Raw genomic sequence first — 25,413 nt, forward strand, 5'->3', positions numbered from 1 at the left:
GGAGAGCTTATGAGAGACAATCATTTACATACCCACCATTCCTATGATTCTGAGGCAGATTTCAGAGATTACTTAGAGAACTATGAGGGAGAAATTGTGACGACAGAGCATTTTGATCTGTCAAATCCCTATAGTCAGCAAGATGATATTCCAGATTATGAGGTTTATAGTAAGGAGATTGAACAACTTAACCAACGTTATGGTCATCGTCTGAAAAAAGGTATTGAAATTGGTTACTATCAACCACGAGAGCAAGATATTTTGAGATTTTTAGAAAATAAAGATTACGATCTAAAGCTCTTATCTGTTCATCATAATGGCGTTAATGATTACCTAGATGATGAAGTAGCTGATAGAGATAAATTTGAGGTTATCACTGAGTATCTTGATTATCTAGAGCATGCGATTGGTCGCGTAGAAGCAGATGTTTTAGCACATTTTGATTATGGTTTTAGGCTTTTTGAGGTGAGTGTTGAAGAACTTTCTCAATACGAAGACAAGCTTCTTGATATTTTCAAAAAAATGATGTCTAACAATCTAGCTTTTGAGTTAAATGCCAAGAGCATGTACTTATATCACCATGAGCATCTCTACCGTTATGCCTTGAGTTTATTGAAAAAAATAGGTTGTAGCCATTTCTCGTTAGGATCAGACGGTCATCAAATAGAACATTTTAGACTGGAGTTTGATCGTATGCTGAGCTTACTAAAAGAGTTTGGCTATAGTGAAGATGATCTGCTATAAAGTAAAATCCTTCAGAAGCTTCTGAAGGATTTTACAGTTTTAAAGGATAAAGCGCTCAATGACAATATCATGATCAGGATAATTTTTTTCTAAATGCTCAGCAACTTCTTGATAAAGGACTTTTAGCTCAGCGATTTTATCAGGGTATTCATGACCAATGTAGTGAAAGGTACATTCAATGGTTAAAAAGAGGTCATGAAAAAGATTGTTCATGCGGTCTAGTTTTTTAAGTAGCTCGCTATCATGTTTTAGAAAATCGGGCACTTCTGTACGATGATTTAAAAAAGCATCAATTTCTTTGACAGGATAGCTGCCGTATTCTAAGCTAAGTTCATAGGTCATAGTGGTCTCCTTTGTTTTTCACTCAATTTATTTTATCACGCTTTGACCTTTGAAGAAAGAAAGTGGTTTCAAAAGTGGTATAATAATCTAAAAGGAGAAAATAATGAGACGAAGTGTATTGATTACGGGTGCTAGTAGCGGAATTGGAAAAGCCATGGCCTATGCTTTTGCAGAAAATGGAGATTTACCAATCTTAACGGGTCGGCGCCTAGAAAAATTAAAAGAGATTCAAAGTGATCTTAAGCGCCAGTTTGAGATTGAGGCTCCTATTTACCAGTTGGATGTGACTGACTTTGAGCAAGTTAAGGCTGTCACAGAAGAGCTAGAAAATGTTGATATTTTGATTAACAATGCCGGTCTAGCACTAGGGCTTGATAAGTTTCAAGAGTATGAATTAAGTGACATGGTCACTATGTTAGATACAAACATTAAGGGCTTGATTTATATGACACGCCAGTTGCTGCCTCAAATGATTGAAAACAACCGAGGGCATATCATCAATATTGGCTCGACAGCAGGGATTTATGCTTATGCTGGCGCAGCGGTTTATAGCGCAACAAAAGCAGCGGTTAAGGTATTAAGCGATGGGATTCGTATTGATACCATTGACTCAGATGTTAAGGTGACCACAGTCCAGCCTGGAATTGTTCAAACTGACTTTAGTCAAGTGCGTTTTCATGGTGATAAGCAAAAAGCGGATCGTTTTTATCAAGGGATTGAGGCTCTTAAACCTGAGGATATTGCAGAGATTGTGTGTTTTATCGCTAACCAACCAAGACGTATTCAAATCTCAGACATTACTATCATGGCAAACCAACAAGCGACAGGATTTACAATTCACAGACAATGAAAGATTGGAAAACCAATCTTTTTAAGGTTTGTTTAACTTTTCTTTCAGTTTGACTTAAGCTAGTTTAGGTAATCTATTTCTATCAAAAGTTTACACATGAAAGGAATAGCACACCATGTCAACTCAAATTATTCAAACCCAATTTAAACGTATCGAAACAAAATATATTATTGATAAGGCTATTTTGCCACAGCTAGAAGAAGAATTAAAAGCCCACCTTAAAGCAGACGAATTTGCCGAATCAACGATTACTAACGTTTATTTTGACAATAAAGATTTTGACATGATTCAAGATTCGATTGCTAAGAAAAATAGCCGTGAAAAAGTGCGTATGCGTCTTTATGATGCTAAACCCAATGCTAAAAGTGAAGCCTTTTTAGAAGTCAAGAAAAAAGAAGATGGCGTTGGTTTTAAATATCGCTTAACCACTAATCCTATTTCAGCAGAGCGTTTTGTGACAAAAGGAATTGCTGATCAGGCCTTAGTTGATGGGCTGGATCACTCTATTGTTGATGATAAGGTCAATGCAGAGTTGACACAATTGCGCAAACGCTACGGTAGCATCAAGCCGATGATGTATATCTATTATGATCGTAAGTCTTATAAAGGGATTGCAGACAAAAAAGTACGCGTGACGATTGATCAAAATCTCCTTTATCGTGATGAAAACGTATCTGCAACTGCTGGTAAATATGGTCAAGATCTTTTAGATCCTACTAAAGCCATCATGGAAATTAAAGTACCTGGTGAGCAACCAGATTGGTTAGCAAATATTCTTGCTAAATATAATATCATTCAACAGTCCTTTTCTAAATACGGTACCGCTTATCGTCTCTCGAAAAATTTAAGTAAAGAGGAGGTTTACCTTGCAAGAAACCTTATTTAATAGTGTTTTTTCTAACACCACCACTACTAGTCTTAATCCAGTTGCGCTTTTGATCAGCCTTCTGGTCAGCCTTTGTTTAGGGGTTCTGTTAGCAAGTGTTTACAAGTACAAAACCTTTTACACGAAAGAATTTGTCATGACACTTTCCTTGTTGCCTACCTTGATTGCCATGATTATTTTTCTTGTTAATGGTAATCTTGGTGCAGGGGTAGCAGTGGCTGGAACTTTTAGTCTTATTCGCTTTCGATCTGCCGCAGCCAGCTCAAAAGAGTTGCTTTTAATTTTTACTGCCACAGCTATTGGCTTAGCAACTGGTATGGGCTATTTGGTACTGGCTATTTTATTTACACTCTTTTTATCTCTAGCTCTTTTCATGTTTGAAAACTCTAGTTTTACCAAGGTGAGTCGTACCAAACGGATGCTTCAAATTACCATTCCTCGTGGTTTTAATTATGATATGCTTTTGGAAAGGAGCTTCGCAGATTATTATAAATCTGGTGAGTTGATTTCTTTGAAATCACAGAAGAAAGGTAATAACTTAATCTTGGAATACCATGTGGAATTTGACAACCGCATTCGTGATAAAAAAATTATGGATACTCTGTTATCCTTAGATGATCACATTGAGGTTGTGATTAGTAAAACTGCCCAAAAACGCAAAACCTTATAATGAGCAGAAAGAACGAAAGATTTTTCTGCTTTTTGCTTGTTAAGAATTCTCGGTTCAGATTTTTGAAAAAAAGAGGCTGACAGCGTATAATTCTTAATGTTGGAAAAATTCCAATACTAAAATCTATTGCAAAGATTAAGGAGACACGATGTCAGATATTCGAGTATTACTCTATTATAAATATGTTCCCATTGAAAATGCTAAAGAATACGCTGCTGAGCATTTGGCTTTTTGTAAATCTATCGGGCTTAAAGGCCGTATCTTGATTGCAGACGAGGGGATTAACGGTACAGTTTCAGGTGATTATGAAACAACACAAAAATATATGGACTGGGTGCACAGCGATGAGCGTTTTGCAGACCTTTGGTTCAAGATTGATGAAGAAAATGAACAAGCCTTTAAGAAAATGTTTGTTCGTTATAAAAAGGAAATTGTCCATCTTGGCTTAGAGGATGACGATTTTGATAGCGACATCAACCCACTAGAAACAACAGGAGCTTATCTGTCACCAAAAGAGTTTAAAGAAGCACTTTTGGATGAGGATACAGTGGTTTTAGATACGCGTAATGATTACGAGTATGATCTGGGACACTTCCGTGGTGCTATTCGCCCAGATATCCGTAACTTCCGTGAGTTGCCTCAATGGGTCCGCGACAATAAAGAGAAGTTTATGGATAAGCGCGTGGTGGTTTACTGTACAGGTGGTGTTCGCTGTGAGAAATTCTCAGGCTGGATGGTTCGTGAAGGCTATAAAGACGTTGGTCAATTGCACGGTGGTATCGCAACTTATGGTAAGGATCCAGAAGTTCAAGGTGAGCTTTGGGATGGTAAGATGTATGTCTTTGATGAGCGTATTGCTGTTGATGTCAATCATGTTGATCCAGTTGTTGTCGGAAGAGATTGGTTTGATGGGACACCATGTGAGCGTTATGTCAACTGCGGTAACCCCTACTGTAATCGCCAAACCTTGATGTCAGAAGAAAACGAATACAAGTATCTCCGAGGCTGTTCGCATGAATGTCGTGTTCATCCTAAAAACCGTTATGTGACAGAACATAACCTTAGCCAAGAAGACGTTGTTGCACGCCTAGCTGCGATTGGCGAAGAGTTGCCAGCCTTAGTCTAGGGGTTAACGATATAACGATTTTCTAGTATCAGTAGCTAATACATGAGGTGGGACTTTTTGCCCCATCTCTTTTTTATGATACTTCTTATTAAAAAAGGTGAGGTGAGTTTGTAAAGATTATCTAGCAAAAAGGTAGCTAGAGCCTTTATCGACCGTTGGATAAATTGTATCAATGAAGCTAAGATAGTTAATCATTTTGGATGTATTGATTGGGAAGGATTTGCTTAGTGAGGATAAAAAAATATCTAGGAGCTAGCTCCTAGATATTTTTTAGCGTGTCACACGTTTGCGTGCTGCTTTTTTACGGTTTTCTTCGATAAATGCTATTTTTTTCTCTTCGGGTTCAATAACTTTTTTCTTGATAGCAAAGACAGCGCCAGCAACTGCAGCTGCAGAGCCAACAACACCTGTGACAAGACCTCTAGCGAATGCATATTTTTTAGCCATAGTGGGTTCTCCTTTATATGTTATAATAGTCTTATTATCTTAAAAAACCTAGGAAATTTCAAGGAAAAAGCGGATGAAAACAAAAATTTTAGCTGTTGTAGGACCAACAGCCGTAGGTAAGACAGCACTGGGAATTGAGTTGGCACAAATGTTTAATGGAGAGATTATCAGTGGTGATAGTCAACAAGTTTATAAACATTTAGATATTGGAACAGCCAAGGCAAGTCAAAAAGAGCAGGCGTTAGCACCTCATCATCTGATTGATGTGAGAGAAGTAGGTGAGACATATTCCGCCTTTGATTTTGTGACGGAGGCAAAAGAGGCTATTAAGGACATTACTCGACGAGGAAAGCTCCCAATTATTGTGGGAGGGACAGGGCTTTATCTTCAGAGTTTGCTTGAAGGTTACCATTTGGGTGGTCAAGTCAATCAAGAAGAGATTTTAGCCTATCGAAAAGAGCTTGATACCCTGTCAGATGAGCGTTTATTTGAAAAAATAGCAGAGCAAGGAGTGGTACTAAAAGAGCCGAATCGCCGTCGTGCGATAAGAGCTTTGGAGCTTGCGCACTTTGGTAAAAATCTTAACAATGAAGCTCCCAATTTTGATGCATTTATTATCGGCTTAAATGACGACCGTCAAAAATTGTATGATCGAATCAATCATCGTGTCGATGTCATGCTTGAGATGGGGCTTCTTGAGGAGGCTAAGTGGCTTTATGATCATCATCCAGATGTTCAAGCCACACGAGGTATCGGTTATAAGGAGCTATTTCCTTATTTCTCTGGTCAAGCAGAGCTGGATCAGGCAGTGGAGAAGTTGAAGCAAAATACGCGTCGCTTTGCTAAACGTCAGTTAACTTGGTTTAGAAATCGTATGGCTGTCTCTTTTTATGATATTTCAGCAAAGAATACGACAGAAAACATCAAACAGGATGTTAGGCAATTTTTAGAAAAATAAAGGGGAGAGAAAGGATTTTCGCTCCGCTTTTTTGGTCTATTTATGATACAATAATAAGGTTAAAATGCAGAAATCATCAAGAAGAAATGGCGGATCACATCATGATTGAAACAGCTCAAAAACAAGAAAGGGTACTTCTCATTGGAGTTGCCTTGCAAGATAGTCAGAACTTTGCCATGTCTATGGAGGAGTTAAAAAGTTTGGCAGAAACAGCGGGTGCAGCTGTTGTTGCTACCTACACCCAAAACCGTGACCGCTATGATAGTAAATCTTTTATTGGTTCTGGAAAAATCGATGAAATTAAGCCCATCATAGAAGCTGATGAGATTGACACGGTGATTGTCAATAATCGTTTAACCCCACGTCAAAATGCTAATTTAGAAGAAGTATTTGGGATTAAAGTTATTGATCGTATGCAGCTGATTTTGGATATTTTTGCCATGCGTGCTAGAAGCCACGAGGGGAAATTACAGGTTCATCTTGCTCAACTCAAGTATATGTTGCCACGACTAGCTGGACAAGGTGTTATGCTTAGTCGTCAAGCTGGAGGCATCGGAAGTCGTGGCCCAGGAGAGAGCCAGTTAGAGTTAAATCGTAGGTCTATCCGTCACCAAATCACAGATATTGAGCGTCAACTCAAGCAAGTGGCTCAAAATCGACAGACCATCCGTGAAAAGCGTGTGTCATCAACAGCCTTCAAGATTGGTTTGATTGGTTATACCAATGCTGGAAAATCAACGATAATGAATGTATTGACAGAAAAGAGTCAATATGAAGCCGATGAGCTCTTTGCAACACTGGATGCCACAACGAAGCAACTCTATTTAAAAGATAAGTTTGAAGCGACTTTAACAGACACAGTAGGATTTATTCAAGATTTGCCAACAGAGCTAGTGGCGGCTTTTAAGTCAACTTTGGAAGAAAGTCGCCATGTCGATCTTTTATTACATGTTATAGATGCTAGTGATCCTAATCATGAGGAGCATGAGGAAACTGTTTTAAAGATTTTAGAGGATTTGGAGATGGGGGATATTCCAAGGCTAACTGTTTACAACAAGATGGACTTAGCAAAAGAATTTACGCCAACTCTTTTTCCACATGTTAGTCTATCGGCTAAGTCAAAGACAGCTAGAGAAGATTTGAGAAGAGTGATTTTAGAAACGGTAAAAACTCTTTTTGTCCCCTTTTCGATTAAGGTTGATGCCAGCCAACTTTATCAAGTTTATGAGTTAAATCGCTTGGCACTACTAGAGGATTATGATTTTCAAGATCAAGTAGAGGTTATTTCGGGCTATATTTCAGAAGATAATAAATGGAGATTAGAGGGATTTTATAATGGACTACATTAATTTAGCGATAACCTATGGTGGTTTTACAAGCTTAGATAAGGTTTATTTGGAAGGTAAGTTAGCGTCACTTAGCCCTCAAGAAAAACTTGATATGATAACACCGCCTCCTAGTGTCATCAATGCGTATTTTGCTGAGCTTTATCAAAAGCAAGGACCTAAAGCGGCTACAGATTATTATTTTGAATTGTCCAAAGCCCTTCAGTTTTTTGACGCTAAACCGTCATTTTTAGAGCGAAAACCTTTTGTACGCCTTAATCTTTCAGGTAAAGCTTTTGGTTTTGCTTATCAAAACGATCAAGAAATCGCCATTATTTTTTCAGAACAAAAAGAAGCTCATACAGCCAGTCTTTGTCTAGAAGTTGCTCAAATCTTTCCGCATTATCTTGTCTATCAAGAAGATCATCAGCTGAAAATGAGCCCTATCGTTTTTGACCAAGAGGTTGTAGAAGATCTAACGCCGACCACTGCTCTTCTTAGTCACGTCAAGCGTCTAAAAGGTGGCATTCTTCAAATTACGAGTTTCAATCAGGAAGAAGCCATTAGTCTATCAGAGCAGTTTAAAGGGCAACGGTATTATCAATTTCATCAACGCCAGAGTATTATTTATATTAAAGAGTAGAGAGTGTGATCATGGATATTCAATTTTTAGGTACAGGTGCAGGACAGCCGTCGAAACAACGAAATGTTTCTAGTCTAGCCCTTAAATTATTAGATGAAATCAACGAAATTTGGTTGTTTGATTGTGGTGAAGGGACGCAACATCAAATTTTACAAACCACCATTAAACCTAGAAAGGTTCAAAAGATCTTTATCACCCATCTTCACGGAGACCATATTTTAGGATTACCAGGTTTTTTATCTAGTCGCTCTTTCCAAGCAAACGAAGAGCAGACGGATCTAGATTTATACGGTCCTGTTGGGATAAAGTCTTTTGTGATGACGAGTTTGCGTGTCACAGGAACACGGTTGCCTTATCATATCAATTTTTATGAATTTGATAAAAATTCCTTAGGTAAAATCATGGAAACTGATAAGTTTGTCGTGTATGCAGAAGCGTTAGATCATTCTATTTTTTGTGTAGGCTATCGTGTGATGCAAAAGGATTTAGAAGGAACCTTGGATGCAGAAGCCTTAAAAGCTGCAGGAGTCCCATTTGGTCCTCTTTTTGGTAAAGTCAAAAATGGAGAGGACGTGATTTTGGAGGATGGTACAAAAATTGTGGCAAAAGATTATATATCTGAACCTAAAAAGGGAAAAGTGGTGACTATTTTAGGGGACACAAGAAAGACGGATGCTAGTGTGCGTCTTGGTTTAGGAGCTGATGTCTTAGTGCACGAGTCCACTTATGGTAAAGGCGATGAGAAGATGGCGGCACGCCATGGTCACTCTACCAACATCCAAGCAGCACAAGTGGCTAAGGCGGCATCGGCTAAACAATTACTCCTCAATCATGTGAGTGCACGATTTTTAGGACGTGATATTACACAATTAGCTAAGGATGCGCAAAAGATTTTTGAAAATTCACACGTTGTGAAAGACTTGGAAGAGATCAAATTATGAGAACTATCGTTATAACTGGTGCAAGCGGTGGCCTGGCAGAAGCTATCATTAAAAAATTACCTGATGATGGCTTGATTTTGTTAGGACGCAGTAAAGAACGTTTAATTGAAAAGTATGGTCATATGCCTAATGTGACTTGTCATCGTATTGACTTATCAGATACGACTGCTATGGAGAACTTGGTTTCGGAGCTTTATCAGCAATATGGGAAAATTGATATTTGGGTCAATAATGCTGGCTTTGGTGAGTTTAAAGCTTTTGATGATTTTTCAGATCAAGATATTAAAGCCATGTTTGAGGTGAATACCTTTGCGACAATGACCTTCTCACGCCTTGTTGGTGAGCGGATGAAGCAGGAAAAATCAGGGCAGATCATCAATATTGCCAGTATGGCTGGTTTAATAGCTTCAAATAAGTCATCAGTATATTCGGCTAGTAAGTTTGCGGTTATTGGATTTTCCAATGCCTTACGTCTAGAACTTGCTGATGATCACGTCTATGTTACAACGGTCAATCCAGGTCCCATTAAAACGGCATTTTTTGATCAAGCTGATCCATCAGGTGAATACCTAAAATCTGTTGAACGTTTTGTACTGACGCCAGAGGTAGTAGCGAGTAAGACGGTAAAAGCATTTGGAAAAAATAAGCGAGAGATCAATCTTCCCTATGTCTTACAGGTGACACATAAGGTTTATACCTTATTTCCTCGTCTATCTGATTTTTTAGCCAGAAAGGTTTTTAATTATAAATGATTTCAGCAAAATACGACTGGAAAATAGAAGAGAAGGCACCTAGTGATGCCTTTTTAAACCTATCTCAAAAAGAGGGCCTTAGCCCTTTAGCTGCTCAACTTTTGTTTGAACGAGGGATAGAGACAAAAGAAGAGTTGGAGCAGTTTTTACATGCAGATTTGTCTGAGCTTTATGATCCTTATCTATTACATGATATGGAAAAGACTGTTTCTCGTATCCGTTTAGCAATCGAAAATGCTGAAAGAATTTTAGTTTATGGTGATTATGATGCAGATGGGATGACAGCAAGTTCAATCATGAAAGAGGCCTTAGAGAGTTTGGGAGCTGATGTTGAGGTCTATCTTCCTAATCGTTTTACGGATGGGTATGGTCCAAATCAAAGTATCTATCAATATTTTATTGAGCAGCAGGGAATTTCACTGATTATCACAGTGGACAATGGGGTAGCAGGGCAAGAGGCGATTGCTTATGCTCAATCAGTTGGAGTTGATGTCATTGTGACTGACCATCACAGTATGCCAGAGGTTTTACCAGAGGCTTTTGCGATTGTACACCCAGAACATCAGGCTGTTGATTATCCCTTTAAACATCTAGCAGGATGTGGAGTGGCTTTTAAAGTTGCTACAGCACTTCTAGAAGCACCGCCCATGGAATCTTTAGATTTGGTGGCTATTGGGACCATTGCTGATATGGTTAGCTTAACAGATGAAAACCGTATCCTTGTACGCTATGGTCTGAAAATATTAGCCCATACAGAGCGGATAGGTCTTCAAGAGTTGATGCGTGTATCAGATATTGATACCGATAATATTGACGAAGATACAGTAGGGTTTAAAATTGCGCCACTTTTAAATGCATTGGGACGGCTAGACGATCCTAATCCTGCTATAGAGCTTTTAACAGGTTTTGATGATGAAGAAGCTCAATCCATTGCTCTGCTGATTCAAGAAAAAAATGAAGAGCGTAAGGATTTGGTGCAATCTATCTATGAAGAAGCCTTGAGCATGGTAGATCCCACTTCACCTGTTCAAGTGTTGGCTAAAGAAGGTTGGCATCCTGGCGTTTTAGGGATTGTGGCGGGACGTTTACTTGAAAGTTTAAGTCAGCCTATTGTCGTTTTAAATTGTGAAGGAGAAACAGCAAAAGGATCTGCTCGTAGTGTTTCTAGTATCAATATTTTTGATGCTTTAAAAGACCATAAAGAAGAGCTATTTGATGCTTTTGGTGGGCATGCTGGTGCAGCAGGAATGACACTTCCGGTAGAGCATCTTCCTCAGCTTAAAACGGTCTTATCAGATTATATTTACCAAAATGGTCTAGATCAGGCAAGTAAAAATAGTTTAAGTATTGATGCTTCTCTAAACTTGGGAGAAGTTAGTCTTGATACGGTGGCCAGTCTTGAGCAGCTGGCTCCCTTTGGAATGGACCATAAAAAGCCAGTCTTTCTGGTAAGGGATTTTACGGTCTTACAGACACGTTCGATGGGAAAAGACAATAGTCACCTTAAGTTTAGAATTAAGCAAGATGGAGTGGAATGTGATGTCATTGCCTTTTCACAAGGTCACCTCAAGGATGAATTTGCTCAAGCACAAGATTTGGAATTAGCTGTCACTTTATCTGTTAACCATTGGAACGGTGAGCGAAATTTACAACTTATGTTGGTTGATGTCAGAGTTGACGGAATCCAGTTGTTTGATATCAGAAAAAAATCAGCCCCTCTTCCAGATGGTGTCCCTATCTTAACCCAAGAGACAACTAGCTCTAGTGTTGTGGTTTTAGATATTCCAGATAGTGACGAGGACCTACGACGGTTATTTAAAGAGAGAGAATTTGAGGCGGTTTATTTTAAAAATCAAATCAAAAACAATTATTACTTAACAGGATTTGGCACAAGGGAGCAGTTTGCTAGCCTTTATAAAACCATTTATCAATATCCTGAGTTTGATGTTCGCTATAAACTGAAAGAGTTGGCTCATTATTTAAATATACCTGATATTTTACTGGTGAAGATGATTCAAATTTTTGAAGAATTAGACTTTGTTGTTATCACAGATGGGGTGATGACGGTGAACAAAGCAGCGCAAAAACGAGAGATCTCAGAGAGCCAGATTTACCAAGACCTAAAACGATTAGTGAAGTTTCAAGAGCTGATGGCCTTGGGAACTCCCAAAGAAATTTACGATTACCTGACAAAATAGACCCAGAAGCGTAAGCTTTTTTTCAAAAATATGCTATAATAAAGAGTAATGATTTTATTCGATTACTTATCGAAAACAAGAAAGGAAATGAACAGGTATTTAGTATTTCAACTAGGCTACCTTGTATCAGTATTATGGATTTAAAAAATTATATCGCTACAATTAAAGACTATCCCCAAGAAGGTATTGAATTTCGTGATATTTCACCTTTGATGGCCGACGGAAATGCTTATAGCTACGCTGTCCGCGAAATTGTTCAGTATGCAACAGATAAAGAGATTGATATGATTGTTGGACCAGAAGCGCGTGGCTTTATTGTGGGTTGTCCAGTCGCTTTTGAGCTAGGAATAGGTTTTGCTCCAGTTCGTAAACCAGGGAAATTACCACGTGAAGTGATTTCTGCAGACTATGAAAAAGAGTATGGTGTAGATACTTTGACGATGCATGCAGATGCTATTAAACCTGGTCAACGCGTTCTTATTGTTGATGATCTTTTAGCAACTGGTGGTACGGTAAAGGCTACTATCGAGATGATTGAAAAACTTGGTGGTATTGTAGCAGGTTGCGCCTTTTTAATTGAGTTAGATGAGCTGAAAGGTCGTGAAGCCATCGGAGATTACGACTATAAAGTTTTGATGCACTATTAAGTTATAGCTTATAACTATATCTGACTACAAAAAATACATATTGGAAAACTATATCTCCATGTTCTATAATATTAAGATAGATATTATGGAAGTGGAGATGTTTTCATGCCGATTAAACTTGATAAAAAACTACCCGCAGTTGATATTTTACGTTCAGAAAATATCTTCGTAATGGATGATACTCGTGCTGCCCATCAAGACATTAGGCCGATGGAGGTATTGATTCTAAACTTAATGCCACAAAAGGAGGCTACCGAAACGCAACTTTTGAGGCTTTTAGCGAATACTCCACTTCAGATTAATGTGACGTTTCTTTATATGGCAAGTCATAAATCAAAGACTACTCACGCTGATCATATGAAGACTTTTTATAAAACCTTTGATCAAATCAAGGACAGGTATTATGATGGTTTGATTATCACAGGTGCTCCTGTTGAAACCCTTCCTTTTGAGGAGGTGGATTATTGGGATGAGTTGATAAGCGTTTTTGCTTGGTCTAAAAAGCATGTTTTTTCTACCCTTCATCTTTGTTGGGGAGCGCAGGCTGGGATTTATTATCGCTATGGCGTTGATAAACAACCCCTTACTCATAAATTGTCAGGAATTTATGAACAAGAGGTGACGGATAAGACTAGTTTATTGATGCGTGGTTTTGATGATAGCTTTTTAGCGCCACATTCGCGCTACACCACTATTCAACCAGAAGATATTTTACATCGGACAAATTTAAAGATTGTGGCTCAAGGTCAAGAAGCAGGGCTTTCGATTTTGGCAAGTCGTGATTTACGAGAGATTTATAGTTTTGGACATTTGGAGTATGATTGTGCTACGCTTGGAAAAGAGTATGAGCGTGATCTTCAAGCTGGTATTTCTCCAGATTTGCCCAAAAACTACTACCCAAATGATGACGTGACAAAAGAGCCTAAGATGCGTTGGAATCTTGCTGCAGCGACTTTCTTTAGTAATTGGATTAATTATGCGGTCTATCAAGAAACCCCTTATCGCTTAGAGGAGCTAGAAGAGGAATCTTCCTTTTATGGCTACCTATAATGAGGAATTATGAAGTTTTTACAAGCATATCAGTCGGGCAATTTGGTTTTACCAGCTGCCCTACTTTTTCATTTTAAGGAAATTTTTCCCCAAGCAGATGATTTTTTAGTTTGGCAATTTTTTTATTTACAAAATACCACACAACATCATGATATCTTGCCGAGTAAGATTGCAGAAGCATTGGGAAAACAAGTATCAGATGTTAATGCGAGTATTTCTCGTTTGACAGCTCAAGGGTTACTAAATACAAAGACCATTGAATTGGATGGAGAAATTGAGATTATCTTTGATGCTAGTCCAGCTTTAGAACGTCTGGATCAGTTCTTTTTGGATTCTTCATCAGGAGGAAGTCAAAAACTGTTATCATCTAAATCACAATCTTTAGAGGAGTTCAAGGCTTTAGCAGACGATTTTGCCAGTGAGTTTGGTCGTATGCTGAGTAGCTTTGAGTTAGAAGATTTGCGAAAAACAGTGATTGATGAAGAAATGTCCGCTGATTTGGTCCGTGAGGCTTTAAGAGAGGCTGTTTTTAATGGTAAGTTGAATTTTAAATATATCAATGCTATTTTAAGAAATTGGCGCCAAGAGGGTATTTTAACACTTCGTCAAGTTGAGGAGCGCCGCCTAGAACGGGATAAAGCCAATCCTAGAAATGTTCAGGTATCCGATGATTTCTTAAATGCTATGGACTTATGGAGTAATTAGATGTTGGGTCGTGAACGTTTAAAAAAGGTACTAGCTATTATTGCGGAAATGTTTCCAGATGCAAAAGGAGAGTTAGAGTATCAAACCCCTTTTCAATTGCTGGTCGCAGTGATTTTGTCTGCACAAGCAACGGATAAGTCTGTGAATAAGGTCACCCCTAAATTATGGACCAAGTTTCCAGCCATCGCTGATTTGGCTTATGCAGACTTATCGGAAGTAGAAGATACGATTAGAAATATTGGGCTTTACAAAAATAAGGCTAAAAATATAAAAAAAACAGCTCAAATCATTTTAGAGCAGTTTGATGGGCAGGTCCCTAAAACGCATAAGGAGTTAGAAAGTTTGCCTGGTGTTGGAAGAAAGACCGCAAATGTCGTTTTGGCAGAGATTTATAAGATTCCAGCTATCGCAGTCGATACGCATGTGTCAAGAATTTCAAAGCGTCTCAATATTTCAAAACCAGATGCTTCTGTTGAAGAAATTGAAGCTGATTTGATGAAAAAAATTCCTAAAAAAGATTGGATTGTGACACATCATCGTCTGATTTTCTTTGGGCGTTATCATTGTTTGGCCAAAAATCCAAAATGTGAGGCTTGCCCAGTACAAACTTACTGCAAATATTATAAGGATACCTATGGAAAAAAATAATTTAGAAATCAAACCCCTTTCAAAACGTTTAGAAATGGTTGCCAGTTTTGTTCCAAGAGGAGCCAAGTTATTAGATGTTGGAAGTGACCATGCTTACCTTCCTATTCATTTAATTAACCTAGGGCAGATCACAGAAGCAATTGCGGGTGAGGTTGTAAAGGGACCTTACACCTCAGCACTTTCCAATGTTGCAGAATCGGGTTTGGCTGATCGGATTCAAGTTCGACTTGCCAATGGTTTAGCAGCATTTGAAAAGAAAGATAAGGTAACAGCGATTACCATTGCTGGTATGGGAGGACGTTTAATTGCTGATATTCTTGAAGCAGGAAAAGAAAAGCTTGAGAATATTGATCGCTTGATTCTCCAGCCTAATAATCGAGAAGATGATCTCAGAAGATGGCTACAAGCTAATCAATTGAAGATTATCACAGAAACCCTATTGTGTGAAAATGGTAAATATTACGAAGTTTTAGTTGTTGAAAAAGGTCATATGACTTTGTCTGAGAAAGACTTTCGTTTTGGACCATATTTAAGAAAAGAAGGATCAGAGGTCTTTGTAGAGAAATGGAGAGGAGAATTAGATAAGTTAAACGACGCTTTGAAATGTATCCCTGAAAATCGTCAACAAGACCGATCAGTCCTTCTTCAAAAAATAGAAATGATACAAGGAGTTCTCGATGTTAGCTAGTGAGATTATTGCAAAATATGAAAGTTTTTGCCCAAAAGAATTATCAATGGAAGGTGACATTTCTGGTATTCAAATTGGTAGATTGGATAAAGAGGTCAAGATTCTCATGCTGGCGCTTGATGTACGTGAAACAACAGTTCAAGAGGCTATTGAGAAAAATGTTGATCTCCTCATTGTTAAACATGCTCCTATCTTTCGTCCTTTGAAAGACTTAAGTGCAACGCCTCAAACAGATATCTTGTTAAATTTGGTGAAGCATGACATTACGGTTTATGTTAGCCATACCAATATCGATATTGTACCAGATGGGTTAAATGATTGGTTCTGTGATCTATTAGAGATTAAACAAACAGAAGTTTTAAGTCCTACTAAGGATGGTTACGGGATTGGTCGGATTGGCGAGGTGGCGCCCATGACTTTTGAAGATTTGGCGAAAAAAGTGAAAGAAGTCTTTCAGCTGGATGCTGTTCGCTTAGTTAGCTATCGGTCTTCTAATCCTATGATTAAACGAGTAGCCATCTGTGGTGGCAGTGGTCAAGGGTTTTATAAAGATGCTCTATCCAAGGGAGCTGACGTCTATATTACAGGAGATATTTACTATCACACAGGGCAAGAAATGTTGACAAATGGTCTCTTAGCTATTGATCCTGGCCATCATATTGAGGTACTTTTTGTGTCAAAATTGGCAGAAAAATTTAAACTCTGGAAAGAAGAGGAGTGTTGGAATTTGACAATTTTAGAAAGTCAAGCCCTAACTAATCCTTTTTATCATTTGTAAGGAGAGAAAAATGAAACGTATAGCAGTTATTGGAGCAGGAATTGTAGGCTCTACAGCAGCCTATTACCTTTCAAAAGAAGAGTGTCAAGTCACCGTTTTTGATCACGGTGTTGGGCAGGCTACTAAGGCAGCAGCAGGGATTATTAGTCCTTGGTTTTCACGTCGTCGTAATAAAGCTTGGTACAAAATGGCACGTCTCGGTGCAGATTTTTATCCTCAATTAGTTCAAGATTTACAAGCAGATGGACAAGAGGTTGATTTTTATGATCAATCTGGTGTCATTATGATTAAATCACGCTTGGATTGGCTAGATGAACTTTATGCTATTGCTAAAGCGAGAAAAGAAGAGTCCCCTTTAATCGGTGATTTAAAAATTTTAAGTCGTGAAGAGACACTGGAGCGATTCCCTGATTTAGATGGTTTTGAGAAAGTGTTATATGCTTCTGGAGCAGCGCGTGTAGAGGGGAGTAAATTAACTAAGACTCTTCTGAAAGCAAGTGGTGTGGAAGTTGTTGAAGGTGAGAAGGTTTCTTTTACAGTCTTAGAATCAGGACAATATGATATTCAGGGGCGCATTTTTGATCGTATTATTTTAGCAGTTGGAGCTTGGTTGCCAAGCTTATTAGAAGATCATGGGTATGATGTTTGGGTACGTCCACAAAAAGGACAGATTAATGATTACCTATTTGAAAACTTAGAAACAGGTCGATATCCAGTAGTGATGCCTCATGGTGAGATTGATATTATTCCCTTTAAACATGGTAAACTGTCTGTGGGAGCAAGCCACGAGAATGATATGGGGTATGATTTAAGTGTTGATGAGGAGATATTAGACCGACAAGAAGAACGTGCTAAACCTTATTTTCCAAAATTAGACGAAGCCATTTCACGCACATCACGTGTTGGGATTAGAGCCTATACTAGAGACTTCTCACCTTTCTTTGGAGAGGTTCCTGGTTTACAAGGAGTCTATGCAGCAAGTGGTCTGGGATCTTCAGGACTAACCATTGGTCCTTTGATTGCAAAACAAATGGTTCAGCTGGCAACAGATCAAAAAACAGATCTGGACCCATTTGAGTACGATATTAGTAAGCATCTATCAAAACGAGATTAGAAAGAATGTTTCGATAAGATGCTAAAGATAAAAAATGAGTTTGGGAAAATCCAAACTCATTTTTGTTATTAAATTGGTTTATTTTTGTTTAATTTCCTCTTAAAAAAGCTAATGATGCATCCTAACCAAGTCAGTAACGTTATTCCTAAACCAATCATAAAACTCATTGGAATTTTGTAGGCTAAAATAGCGACATTTTTCCCTTTTTTCTGGTTAATATAAGGGGTGCCGATGGTTGTTAATTGCCTATCTTTGCTAGTGATGACCTGACCGTTTACTGTTAGAGTAGAATGGTGGTATAAAATAATAGGGAGATTGATTTTTGTATCTGTATCCGATGTCCACTCTAGAATGAGTTGACTATTTTGAACAGAAGTTTTAAAGTTTTTCCTTGGTAAAATAACCAGCTCTTCGTATAAATCATATTTATTGCTAGATGACTTTCTGTAAATAGGGAGATAGTCAGGTGTAGATTTGTGGACCAGATTTAAGAATTTATTCTTATCAGGGTCGAAAATAGCTTGCCTAATAGCGTCAGCATCTCCTTCATAGGTCATATGTTTTCGTCGTTGAATAGGTTGATTGGTATCAAATTGTTTAGCAAAATTTTCTTGCGTGGTGTAAATGACTTGTCCGACTCCCATTAATAATGCAATCATCAAAATGACAGAATAAAATGATTTTGATAGTTGGCTTTTTTCAACTAACATTGCTAGGCAAATCAATAGAAAAATAGTGGCTGGGATAAAGAATCGAAATGGAAATTGGATAATTTCAACAATAGTAATCTTAGCAGTTACAAGACTCTCCCAAGGAAATAGACTGCTAGCTAAAAATAAAAAGATCAGAAGATTAAGATAGGTCATCTTAAGTTCTGGGGAAGATTTTCTAAAATAAACTGCTCCAGCTAAAAGAGTAATGCCTAAAAGGGCTATCAATGGCAGAGGGTCAAATAAGAGTTTAGAGCTTAATTGACTGATAGTATATTCTGCGAGTCGCTGATTGACAAATGGTTGTTTCAACTCGTTTTGACTAGAGAGTTGTAGCAGAGGCAACCAGATATTTATGGTTAAGAGGGTAAACATGGCAATTGCCATGATCCCATCTTTTAGAATCTTTAATTTCTCGTTTGATTTGACGAAGCCGTAGAAATAAAAAGGGAGATAGGATAGGACCAAGAAAGTGGACGTTAGGACATGGACTTGGAACATCAGGGCCACACTCATGCCTAATTGCCGTCTTTTAATCTTTCCTGTTTGGATAAAGTCAAAAGCAGGTATTAAACATAAGGGATAAAAAGCTGCCCCCCAACTACTAAATCCTTGACGTATAGTCCAGTATTGGATTGAAAAGGTAGTGAGATAAAATAGTGAAACGGGAAGGGCATACTGCAAGCGAATTCCTATCTTTCTTAACAGGAGGTATAATGAATGTCCTGCGATACTCCCAATTAAAATCCGAGAAAGAATTTGATAGGTTAGCCAATTTTTTGAAATCAAGACCAAGAGACCTTGAAAGTAAGCAAAAATTGGACCATAAAGAGCATTGATGATACGCCCTGACTGTTCAAAACTAAATAGAGAGATGAAGTAGTGCCACTGTCCAGTTTTTATCTGCATAGCTGTCTCGTAGAAACGATTATAGTGGAAAAGCACATCCGATCCTAAGATGGCTTTTTGGGTGATGATTTGAGGTAAACAAAGTAAAATACTAAATAAAACAATGATGAGACTAACACCTAGCCTCGTTTGATATTTTTTTGTCATAGCCTTATTATATGATTTTTGAAAAAGATTTACAAGAATGGTACAATGGAGTAGCTATTGAAAGATGGAAGAGAGATAAAAGAGAGATGGAAAAATTAAGTATAGTAGTACCTTGTTATAATGAAGAATCTACAATCCGTTCATTTTTAGTTGAAACGCAAAAGGTAGAGGAAATTTTAAGAGATCAGCTAATATTTGACTATATTTTTGTAAATGATGGATCAACCGATAACACCTTGCCTGTCTTACGTCAAGTTAGCGAAGAAAATGTTAATGTGCATTATTTGTCATTCTCTCGTAATTTTGGGAAAGAAGCAGGCCTTTTAGCAGGTTTAGAAGCAGCAGATGGCGACTATGTTACCGTTATGGATGTTGATTTGCAAGATCCTCCAGAATTATTGGTTGAGATGTATGCCAAAATTAAAGAAGGTTATGATGTCGTTGGGACTCGTCGTGGAGATCGAACAGGAGAGCCTCCTATCCGCTCCTTTTTTGCTAAGGCATTTTATCGATTGATTAACGCGGTGTCTGATACTGAGATGGTTGATGGTGCGCGTGATTTTCGATTGATGACTCGGCAGGTAGTTGATAGCATTTTAGAATTGGGTGAAGTCAATCGTTTTTCTAAGGGACTCTTTGCTTGGGTAGGATACGATGTCACCTATATTAGTTATAAAAATCGAGAACGGGTTGCAGGAGAGACCTCATGGAATTTTTGGAGTCTTTTGCGTTATTCTATTGATGGATTTATCAATTTCTCAGAAGCACCACTTAACTTTGCTATGTGGTCAGGGCTAGGCTTCTTTTTCCTATCTATTTTGGGAATTTTGTTTGTGGTCATTCGTAAACTAACCATAGGTGGTAGCGTAACAGGATGGGCTAGCCTTGTTTCTATTATTCTATTTATTGGAGGCTTGCAGTTGTTATCATTAGGTATTATTGGAAAATATATTGCAAAAATTTTCTTAGAAGTGAAAAAAAGACCCGTCTATATTATTAAAGAAAAAGGATGAAATAAATCTATTTTTAGTGTAAAATAGAACTAACTTATTGTGAGGAGAAGATTATGATTTTAGTAACAGGTGCTAATGGCCAGCTTGGGACAGAACTACGTCATTTACTTGATGAACGAAATGAAGAGTATGTTGCAGTCGATGTCGCTGAAATGGATATCACAGATGCAGAAAAAGTTGATGAGGTCTTTGCGCAAGTCAAGCCGACTTTGGTTTACCACTGTGCTGCTTATACAGCGGTAGATGCTGCAGAAGATGAAGGCAAAGAGCTAAATTACGCTATCAATGTTACGGGTTCTGAAAATGTTGCCAAGGCTTGTGCCAAATATGATGCAACTCTTGTTTATATTTCAACAGATTATGTTTTTGATGGCGAAAAACCAGTAGGACAAGAGTGGGAAGTTGATGATACTCCAGATCCACAAACAGAGTATGGTCGTACCAAACGTCTGGGGGAGATTGCTGTGGAAACATATGCTCCTAAATTTTATACCATTCGTACAGCTTGGGTATTTGGTAATTACGGAAAAAACTTTGTTTTTACCATGCAAGCTTTGGCAGAAAAGCATTCGCGTTTAACAGTTGTTAATGATCAGCATGGTCGCCCAACTTGGACACGTACTTTGGCTGAATTTATGACCTACTTGGCAGAAAATCAAAAAGAATTTGGTTATTATCACTTGTCAAACGATGCAACAGAAGATACCACTTGGTATGATTTTGCAAAGGAAATTCTAAAAGATACAGATGTAGAGGTCGTTCCAGTTGACTCTAGCCAATTCCCAGCTAAAGCAAAACGCCCACTAAATTCAACAATGAGTCTTAAAAAAGCTAAGGAAACGGGATTTGTTATTCCGACTTGGCAAGATGCACTCAAGGAATTTTATCAACAAGAAAAAAAATAAAATGATTAAGGTTGAAGGTCAGACTTCAACCTTTTTGATTTTAAGCAAAGACTCTATAATTATGCTATAATAGAATATAAGTGCAGTTTTAAAGGAGCGAGATCATGCAAGATGTTTTTATCATTGGAAGTCGAGGGTTACCAGCTCAATATGGTGGCTTTGAAACTTTTGTAGAAGAACTGATTCGTCATCAACAAAATAAGGCGATTCGTTATCATGTGGCTTGCTTAAGTGACTCCTCCCACCATCATCATTTTGATTATAAGGGGGCAGATTGCTTTACCATCAATCCCCCAAAGCTAGGCCCTGCACGCGTCATTGCCTATGACATGATGGCGATTTCATATGCTATTAGCTTAATCAAAAAAAATCACCTGAAAAATCCGATTGTTTATATTTTAGGAAATACGGTAGGGGCTTTTATTGCTCCTTTGGCTAAGAGGATTAAAGCAGTTGGGGGACGATTATTTGTTAATCCTGATGGTTTGGAGTGGAAGCGTTCTAAGTGGATCAAACCTATCCAAATTTATCTAAAATATTCAGAAAAAGTGATGACAAAGCATGCTGATCTGATGATTTCGGATAACATGGGAATTGATGATTATCTTAAACAATCTTATCCATGGGTTAAGACACGTTTTATTGCTTATGGTACAGATATGACCCCATCACCTCTGACTAGCCAGTCGGAGAAAGTTCGTACCTTTTTTGATCAGTGGGCTAGTAAGGAAAAAGAGTATTTTCTAATTGTTGGTCGATTTGTACCAGAAAATAATTACGCTTTAGCGATTGAAGCTTTTATGGCTTCAAAGACTCAGAAAGATTTAATGGTTATCTGTAATCATCAAGGAAATGCCTATTTTGAGCAACTAAAATCTTTAACAGGTTTTGAAAGTGATAACCGCATCAAATTTGTTGGAACTATTTATGATAAAGCATTATTGACCTACATCAGAGAACAGGCTTTTGCTTATATTCATGGTCATGAAGTTGGAGGCACCAATCCAGGCTTATTAGAAGCTTTAGCCCATACGGAGCTTAATCTGGTGTTAGATGTCAATTTTAACCGAAAGGTTGCTGAAAATACCGCTTTGTATTGGTCTAAAGAAATCGCTAGTTTGACTACTTTAATTGATACAGAAGTTGATGATAATAAGCGCCGCCGCTTGTCAGAAGAGGCAAAGGCTCATATGAGTCAAGACTATACTTGGGAAAAAATTGTGGGAGAGTATGAGGATTTATTTTTAAATGAAAGTTAATATCTTAATGGCCACCTACAATGGTGAGAAATACTTAGAAGAACAGATTGCAAGTATTCAGAATCAAACCTTTCAAGATTGGGAACTTTTAATAAGAGATGATGGCTCAACAGATCAAACAAGAGCCATTATCCAAAGATTTGAAGAGAGTGATCAACGGATTCGTCTCATCAATCCAAACAGTATGGAAAATATGGGAGTGATTAAGAGTTTTTATACCTTGGTAAAGCATGAAGTGGCGGATTTTTACTTTTTTAGCGATCAAGATGACATTTGGCTCCCCAATAAATTACAATTGTGTTTAGAGGCTGCTCAGAATGAAATAAAAGATCTACCACTAATGATCTATACGGATTTACGAGTTGTGGATCAAAAACTTAATATAATCCATGATAGTATGATTAAAAGTCAGTCCCATCACGCCAATACAGAGTTGCGACAAGAGTTGACTGAAAATACAGTGACAGGTGGAACAAGCCTGATTAATCATGCCTTGGCGCAACAATGGCAAGTCTATGAAGGGATTTTAATGCATGATTGGTATTTAGCGTTGCTAGCATCTGCCTTAGGGAAGTTACTTTATTTAGATTCCCCAACTGAGCTTTATCGACAACATGAAAATAATGTTTTAGGAGCTAGAACTTGGGCTAAACGGATTAGAACTTGGCTAAAACCGCATCAATTGGTGGATAAATATTGGTGGTTAATTTCTTCTAGTCAAAAACAAGCTCAACAATTGTTATCTTTAGATTTATCAAAGAAAGATCGTGAAATGGTAGAGGCGTTTATTGGTATTATGAAAGAAAATACGCTAACTCGTATGAAGCATTTAAAAAAATATCGATTAGCTAAGAATCGTTGGTTTCATACGCTTGTTTTTACCACATTGATTGTGACTAAATTTGGATATAGGAGTAATTAAATGAACTTTTTTAGTCAAAAAAATAGAATTCTTTTAAAAGAATTGATTAAAACAGATTTTAAATTACGTTATCAAGGTAGCGCTATTGGTTATCTATGGTCAATATTGAAGCCTTTGATGATGTTTGCAATTATGTACGTCGTCTTTATTCATTTTCTTCGGTTAGGTGGAGATGTTCCTCATTTTCCAGTAGCGCTCTTGTTGGCTAATGTTATCTGGTCCTTTTTTTCAGAAGCAACCTCTATGGGAATGGTTTCTATTGTAACACGAGGGGACCTCTTACGTAAGTTAAGTTTTTCAAAACACATCATTGTTTTATCAGCTGTATCGGGAGCCTTGATTAATTTGGGGATTAACCTATTAGTTGTTCTTCTATTTGCTATTTTAAATGGTGTGAGTCTTTCTTGGACTGCTATTTTTGCACCATTATTGTTTATTGAATTATTCGTTTTGGCCTTAGGAATTGCCTTGTTACTATCGACCTTATTTGTGCGTTACCGTGATTTAGCACCTGTTTGGGAGGTTATCATGCAAGCAGGGATGTATGCAACACCTATTATCTACCCGATCACTTTTGTATCAAATCAAAATTTAATGGCAGCTAAGGTGATGATGTTAAATCCTTTAGCACAAATCATTCAAGATTTACGTTATATTTTGATTGATAAGGCCAATGTGACAATTTGGCAAATGTCACATCATGTGTGGTACATTGCGATTCCCTATCTTTTACCATTTGTGATTTTTGCTATCGGATACAAAGTTTTTAGTGACCAATCTAAGAGATTTGCGGAGATTATTTAATGATGAAAAATAATATTGCAGTAAAGGTCGATCATGTTAGTAAGTACTTTAAATTACCGACTGAAAGTACCTATAGCTTACGAACAGCCTTGGTTAATCGTTTTAGAGGTATAAAAGGCTATAAAGAGTACCACGTGCTAAAAGATATCAATTTTGAAGTGAATAAAGGTGATTTTTTTGGGATTGTTGGACGAAATGGTTCAGGAAAGTCAACCCTTTTAAAAATTATTTCTCAGATTTACGTGCCTGAAAAAGGGACTGTTACTGTAGATGGGAAATTAGTATCTTTTATCGAATTGGGAGTGGGATTTAACCCTGAATTGACAGGTCGTGAGAATGTCTATATGAATGGCGCCATGCTTGGCTTTACAACAAAAGAAATTGATGATATGTATGATGATATCGTTGAGTTCGCTGAGCTTGGAGAGTTCATGAACCAGAAGCTAAAAAATTATTCGAGTGGAATGCAGGTGCGTCTAGCGTTTTCAGTTGCGATTAAAGCACAAGGTGATATCTTAATTTTAGATGAGGTACTTGCGGTTGGTGATGAGGCTTTTCAGCGAAAATGTAATGATTATTTTTTAGAGCGTAAAACCAGTGGTAAAACAACTATCTTAGTCACTCATGATATGGGAGCTGTTAAAAAATATTGCAATAGAGCGGTTTTGATTGAGGATGGTTTGGTAAAAGCCTATGGTGAGCCATTTGATGTTGCCAACCAATATAGCTTTGATAATACCGAGCATGTTGTTGAGGATACAGTCGAGGAAGTCAATCAGGTTGAAGAACAAGTGATCCAAGTCAATCAACTAGAAGTGAAATTATTATCACCTAACCGTATGACACCAAAAGATAAAATCAAATTTGAAATTACTTATGATGTTTTGGAAGAAATCGATACTTTTGTAGCACTATCTTTAACGGATATCGATAGAAATATTTGGATTTACAATGATAATTCTATGGATTATCCGACACATGGTAAAGGACGAAAAGTTGTCACCTATGAATGTGACTTACAACATCTCAATGACATCAAATTAAAACTAGAAGTAACGGTACGTGATATGGATCGTCAAATGTTAGCTTTTTCAAGCGCCAGTCATACCCCTGTTATTTTAATGAATCGTGATGATATTTCACCTGAGGATGTCTCTGCACTAGATTCAGCTAGTGGTCTTGTTCAAAGAAACGGGAAATGGGATTTTAGTTAGAACTTAAAACAAGGAGTG

The 25,413-nt window shown here is 37.7% G+C and carries 27 protein-coding genes; 24 read left to right on the forward strand and 3 right to left on the reverse strand.

Annotation, left to right across the window (positions count from 1 at the left end):
* Window positions 1-9: 9 nt before the first annotated feature.
* Window positions 10-744 (forward strand): PHP domain-containing protein, encoded by a 735-nt coding sequence (locus ACEE75_RS04025; RefSeq protein WP_447574450.1) that lies wholly within the window; start codon window positions 10-12, stop codon window positions 742-744.
* 39 nt (window positions 745-783) lie between these two features.
* Here the strand turns inward: ACEE75_RS04025 and ACEE75_RS04030 are convergent, their stop codons facing one another.
* Window positions 784-1,086, reverse strand: coding sequence for a hypothetical protein (locus tag ACEE75_RS04030; protein ID WP_447574451.1), 303 nt, complete (start codon window positions 1,084-1,086; stop codon window positions 784-786).
* Between the two features lie 103 nt (window positions 1,087-1,189).
* On the opposite strand from ACEE75_RS04030, the gene ACEE75_RS04035 reads away from it, so the two are divergent.
* From ACEE75_RS04035 to trhO, 4 genes are all read left to right on the forward strand, one after another.
* Window positions 1,190-1,936, forward strand: coding sequence for an SDR family NAD(P)-dependent oxidoreductase (locus ACEE75_RS04035; protein WP_354366978.1), 747 nt, complete (start codon window positions 1,190-1,192; stop codon window positions 1,934-1,936).
* Between the two features lie 115 nt (window positions 1,937-2,051).
* Entirely contained in the window at window positions 2,052-2,822 is a 771-nt protein-coding gene (locus tag ACEE75_RS04040) for a polyphosphate polymerase domain-containing protein (protein WP_447574452.1), read from the forward strand.
* On the forward strand, window positions 2,803-3,492 hold the full coding sequence (locus tag ACEE75_RS04045) for a DUF4956 domain-containing protein (RefSeq protein WP_447574453.1): 690 nt from the start codon (window positions 2,803-2,805) through the stop codon (window positions 3,490-3,492). Before ACEE75_RS04040 ends, ACEE75_RS04045 begins: the two co-directional genes overlap by 20 nt.
* A gap of 148 nt (window positions 3,493-3,640) precedes the next feature.
* Window positions 3,641-4,618, forward strand: coding sequence for an oxygen-dependent tRNA uridine(34) hydroxylase TrhO (gene trhO / locus ACEE75_RS04050; protein WP_447574454.1), 978 nt, complete (start codon window positions 3,641-3,643; stop codon window positions 4,616-4,618).
* 270 nt (window positions 4,619-4,888) lie between these two features.
* Here the strand turns inward: trhO and ACEE75_RS04055 are convergent, their stop codons facing one another.
* Window positions 4,889-5,065 (reverse strand): DUF3042 family protein, encoded by a 177-nt coding sequence (locus tag ACEE75_RS04055; protein ID WP_354366986.1) that lies wholly within the window; start codon window positions 5,063-5,065, stop codon window positions 4,889-4,891.
* 73 nt (window positions 5,066-5,138) lie between these two features.
* Between ACEE75_RS04055 and miaA the strand changes: the two genes are divergently transcribed.
* The 13 genes from miaA (at window position 5,139) to ACEE75_RS04120 (ending at window position 17,512) form a co-directional block, all read left to right on the forward strand.
* The gene (miaA, locus tag ACEE75_RS04060; protein ID WP_447574455.1) at window positions 5,139-6,023 is read left to right on the forward strand and encodes a tRNA (adenosine(37)-N6)-dimethylallyltransferase MiaA; all 885 of its coding nucleotides are present in this window, start codon (window positions 5,139-5,141) and stop codon (window positions 6,021-6,023) included.
* Window positions 6,024-6,124: 101 nt separating this feature from the next.
* Window positions 6,125-7,372, forward strand: a complete 1,248-nt coding sequence (hflX, locus tag ACEE75_RS04065; protein ID WP_447574477.1) for a GTPase HflX — start codon at window positions 6,125-6,127, stop codon at window positions 7,370-7,372.
* On the forward strand, window positions 7,359-7,991 hold the full coding sequence (locus tag ACEE75_RS04070) for a cystathionine beta-lyase (RefSeq protein ID WP_447574456.1): 633 nt from the start codon (window positions 7,359-7,361) through the stop codon (window positions 7,989-7,991). Before hflX ends, ACEE75_RS04070 begins: the two co-directional genes overlap by 14 nt.
* A gap of 11 nt (window positions 7,992-8,002) precedes the next feature.
* Window positions 8,003-8,932 carry a ribonuclease Z gene (gene rnz / locus ACEE75_RS04075; RefSeq protein ID WP_447574457.1) on the forward strand — a complete coding sequence of 310 codons (930 nt, stop codon included), beginning with the start codon at window positions 8,003-8,005 and terminating at the stop codon, window positions 8,930-8,932.
* On the forward strand, window positions 8,929-9,684 hold the full coding sequence (locus tag ACEE75_RS04080; protein WP_427893861.1) for an SDR family NAD(P)-dependent oxidoreductase: 756 nt from the start codon (window positions 8,929-8,931) through the stop codon (window positions 9,682-9,684). Before rnz ends, ACEE75_RS04080 begins: the two co-directional genes overlap by 4 nt.
* Complete coding sequence (recJ, locus tag ACEE75_RS04085; protein WP_447574458.1) at window positions 9,681-11,882, forward strand: single-stranded-DNA-specific exonuclease RecJ; 2,202 nt, start codon at window positions 9,681-9,683, stop codon at window positions 11,880-11,882. The genes ACEE75_RS04080 and recJ overlap by 4 nt, the downstream gene beginning before the upstream one ends.
* A gap of 134 nt (window positions 11,883-12,016) precedes the next feature.
* Window positions 12,017-12,529: an adenine phosphoribosyltransferase gene (locus tag ACEE75_RS04090; protein WP_427893857.1), complete on the forward strand. Its 513-nt coding sequence runs from the start codon at window positions 12,017-12,019 to the stop codon at window positions 12,527-12,529.
* 105 nt (window positions 12,530-12,634) lie between these two features.
* A complete protein-coding gene (metA, locus tag ACEE75_RS04095; RefSeq protein WP_447574459.1) occupies window positions 12,635-13,579 on the forward strand; it encodes a homoserine O-acetyltransferase MetA in 945 nt (314 codons plus the stop codon).
* Window positions 13,580-13,588: 9 nt separating this feature from the next.
* Complete coding sequence (locus ACEE75_RS04100) at window positions 13,589-14,284, forward strand: DnaD domain-containing protein (RefSeq protein WP_354367000.1); 696 nt, start codon at window positions 13,589-13,591, stop codon at window positions 14,282-14,284.
* On the forward strand, window positions 14,285-14,932 hold the full coding sequence (gene nth, locus ACEE75_RS04105; protein WP_354367002.1) for an endonuclease III: 648 nt from the start codon (window positions 14,285-14,287) through the stop codon (window positions 14,930-14,932). It abuts the gene before it with no gap.
* Window positions 14,919-15,620 carry a tRNA (adenine(22)-N(1))-methyltransferase gene (locus tag ACEE75_RS04110; protein ID WP_447574460.1) on the forward strand — a complete coding sequence of 234 codons (702 nt, stop codon included), beginning with the start codon at window positions 14,919-14,921 and terminating at the stop codon, window positions 15,618-15,620. The genes nth and ACEE75_RS04110 overlap by 14 nt, the downstream gene beginning before the upstream one ends.
* Window positions 15,610-16,398: a Nif3-like dinuclear metal center hexameric protein gene (locus ACEE75_RS04115; RefSeq protein ID WP_447574461.1), complete on the forward strand. Its 789-nt coding sequence runs from the start codon at window positions 15,610-15,612 to the stop codon at window positions 16,396-16,398. Before ACEE75_RS04110 ends, ACEE75_RS04115 begins: the two co-directional genes overlap by 11 nt.
* Window positions 16,399-16,408: 10 nt before the next feature.
* Window positions 16,409-17,512, forward strand: a complete 1,104-nt coding sequence (locus tag ACEE75_RS04120; protein ID WP_447574462.1) for an NAD(P)/FAD-dependent oxidoreductase — start codon at window positions 16,409-16,411, stop codon at window positions 17,510-17,512.
* Between the two features lie 68 nt (window positions 17,513-17,580).
* Here the strand turns inward: ACEE75_RS04120 and ACEE75_RS04125 are convergent, their stop codons facing one another.
* Window positions 17,581-19,278, reverse strand: a complete 1,698-nt coding sequence (locus ACEE75_RS04125) for a hypothetical protein (RefSeq protein ID WP_447574463.1) — start codon at window positions 19,276-19,278, stop codon at window positions 17,581-17,583.
* Window positions 19,279-19,364: 86 nt separating this feature from the next.
* Here ACEE75_RS04125 and ACEE75_RS04130 point away from each other — a divergent pair, with 86 nt between their 5' ends.
* The 6 genes from ACEE75_RS04130 (at window position 19,365) to ACEE75_RS04155 (ending at window position 25,395) form a co-directional block, all read left to right on the forward strand.
* A complete protein-coding gene (locus tag ACEE75_RS04130; RefSeq protein ID WP_447574478.1) occupies window positions 19,365-20,291 on the forward strand; it encodes a glycosyltransferase family 2 protein in 927 nt (308 codons plus the stop codon).
* 53 nt (window positions 20,292-20,344) lie between these two features.
* Window positions 20,345-21,196, forward strand: coding sequence for a dTDP-4-dehydrorhamnose reductase (gene rfbD, locus ACEE75_RS04135; RefSeq protein ID WP_447574464.1), 852 nt, complete (start codon window positions 20,345-20,347; stop codon window positions 21,194-21,196).
* Window positions 21,197-21,300: 104 nt separating this feature from the next.
* Window positions 21,301-22,455 carry a beta 1-4 rhamnosyltransferase Cps2T gene (gene cps2T, locus ACEE75_RS04140; RefSeq protein WP_447574465.1) on the forward strand — a complete coding sequence of 385 codons (1,155 nt, stop codon included), beginning with the start codon at window positions 21,301-21,303 and terminating at the stop codon, window positions 22,453-22,455.
* Window positions 22,445-23,377, forward strand: a complete 933-nt coding sequence (locus tag ACEE75_RS04145; RefSeq protein WP_447574466.1) for a glycosyltransferase family 2 protein — start codon at window positions 22,445-22,447, stop codon at window positions 23,375-23,377. The genes cps2T and ACEE75_RS04145 overlap by 11 nt, the downstream gene beginning before the upstream one ends.
* Window positions 23,378-24,181 carry an ABC transporter permease gene (locus tag ACEE75_RS04150; RefSeq protein ID WP_447574467.1) on the forward strand — a complete coding sequence of 268 codons (804 nt, stop codon included), beginning with the start codon at window positions 23,378-23,380 and terminating at the stop codon, window positions 24,179-24,181.
* Window positions 24,181-25,395, forward strand: a complete 1,215-nt coding sequence (locus ACEE75_RS04155) for an ABC transporter ATP-binding protein (protein ID WP_447574468.1) — start codon at window positions 24,181-24,183, stop codon at window positions 25,393-25,395. Before ACEE75_RS04150 ends, ACEE75_RS04155 begins: the two co-directional genes overlap by 1 nt.
* Window positions 25,396-25,413 lie beyond the last annotated feature (18 nt).

The sequence above is a fragment of the Streptococcus sp. 11273D007BT genome, from assembly GCF_053547195.1.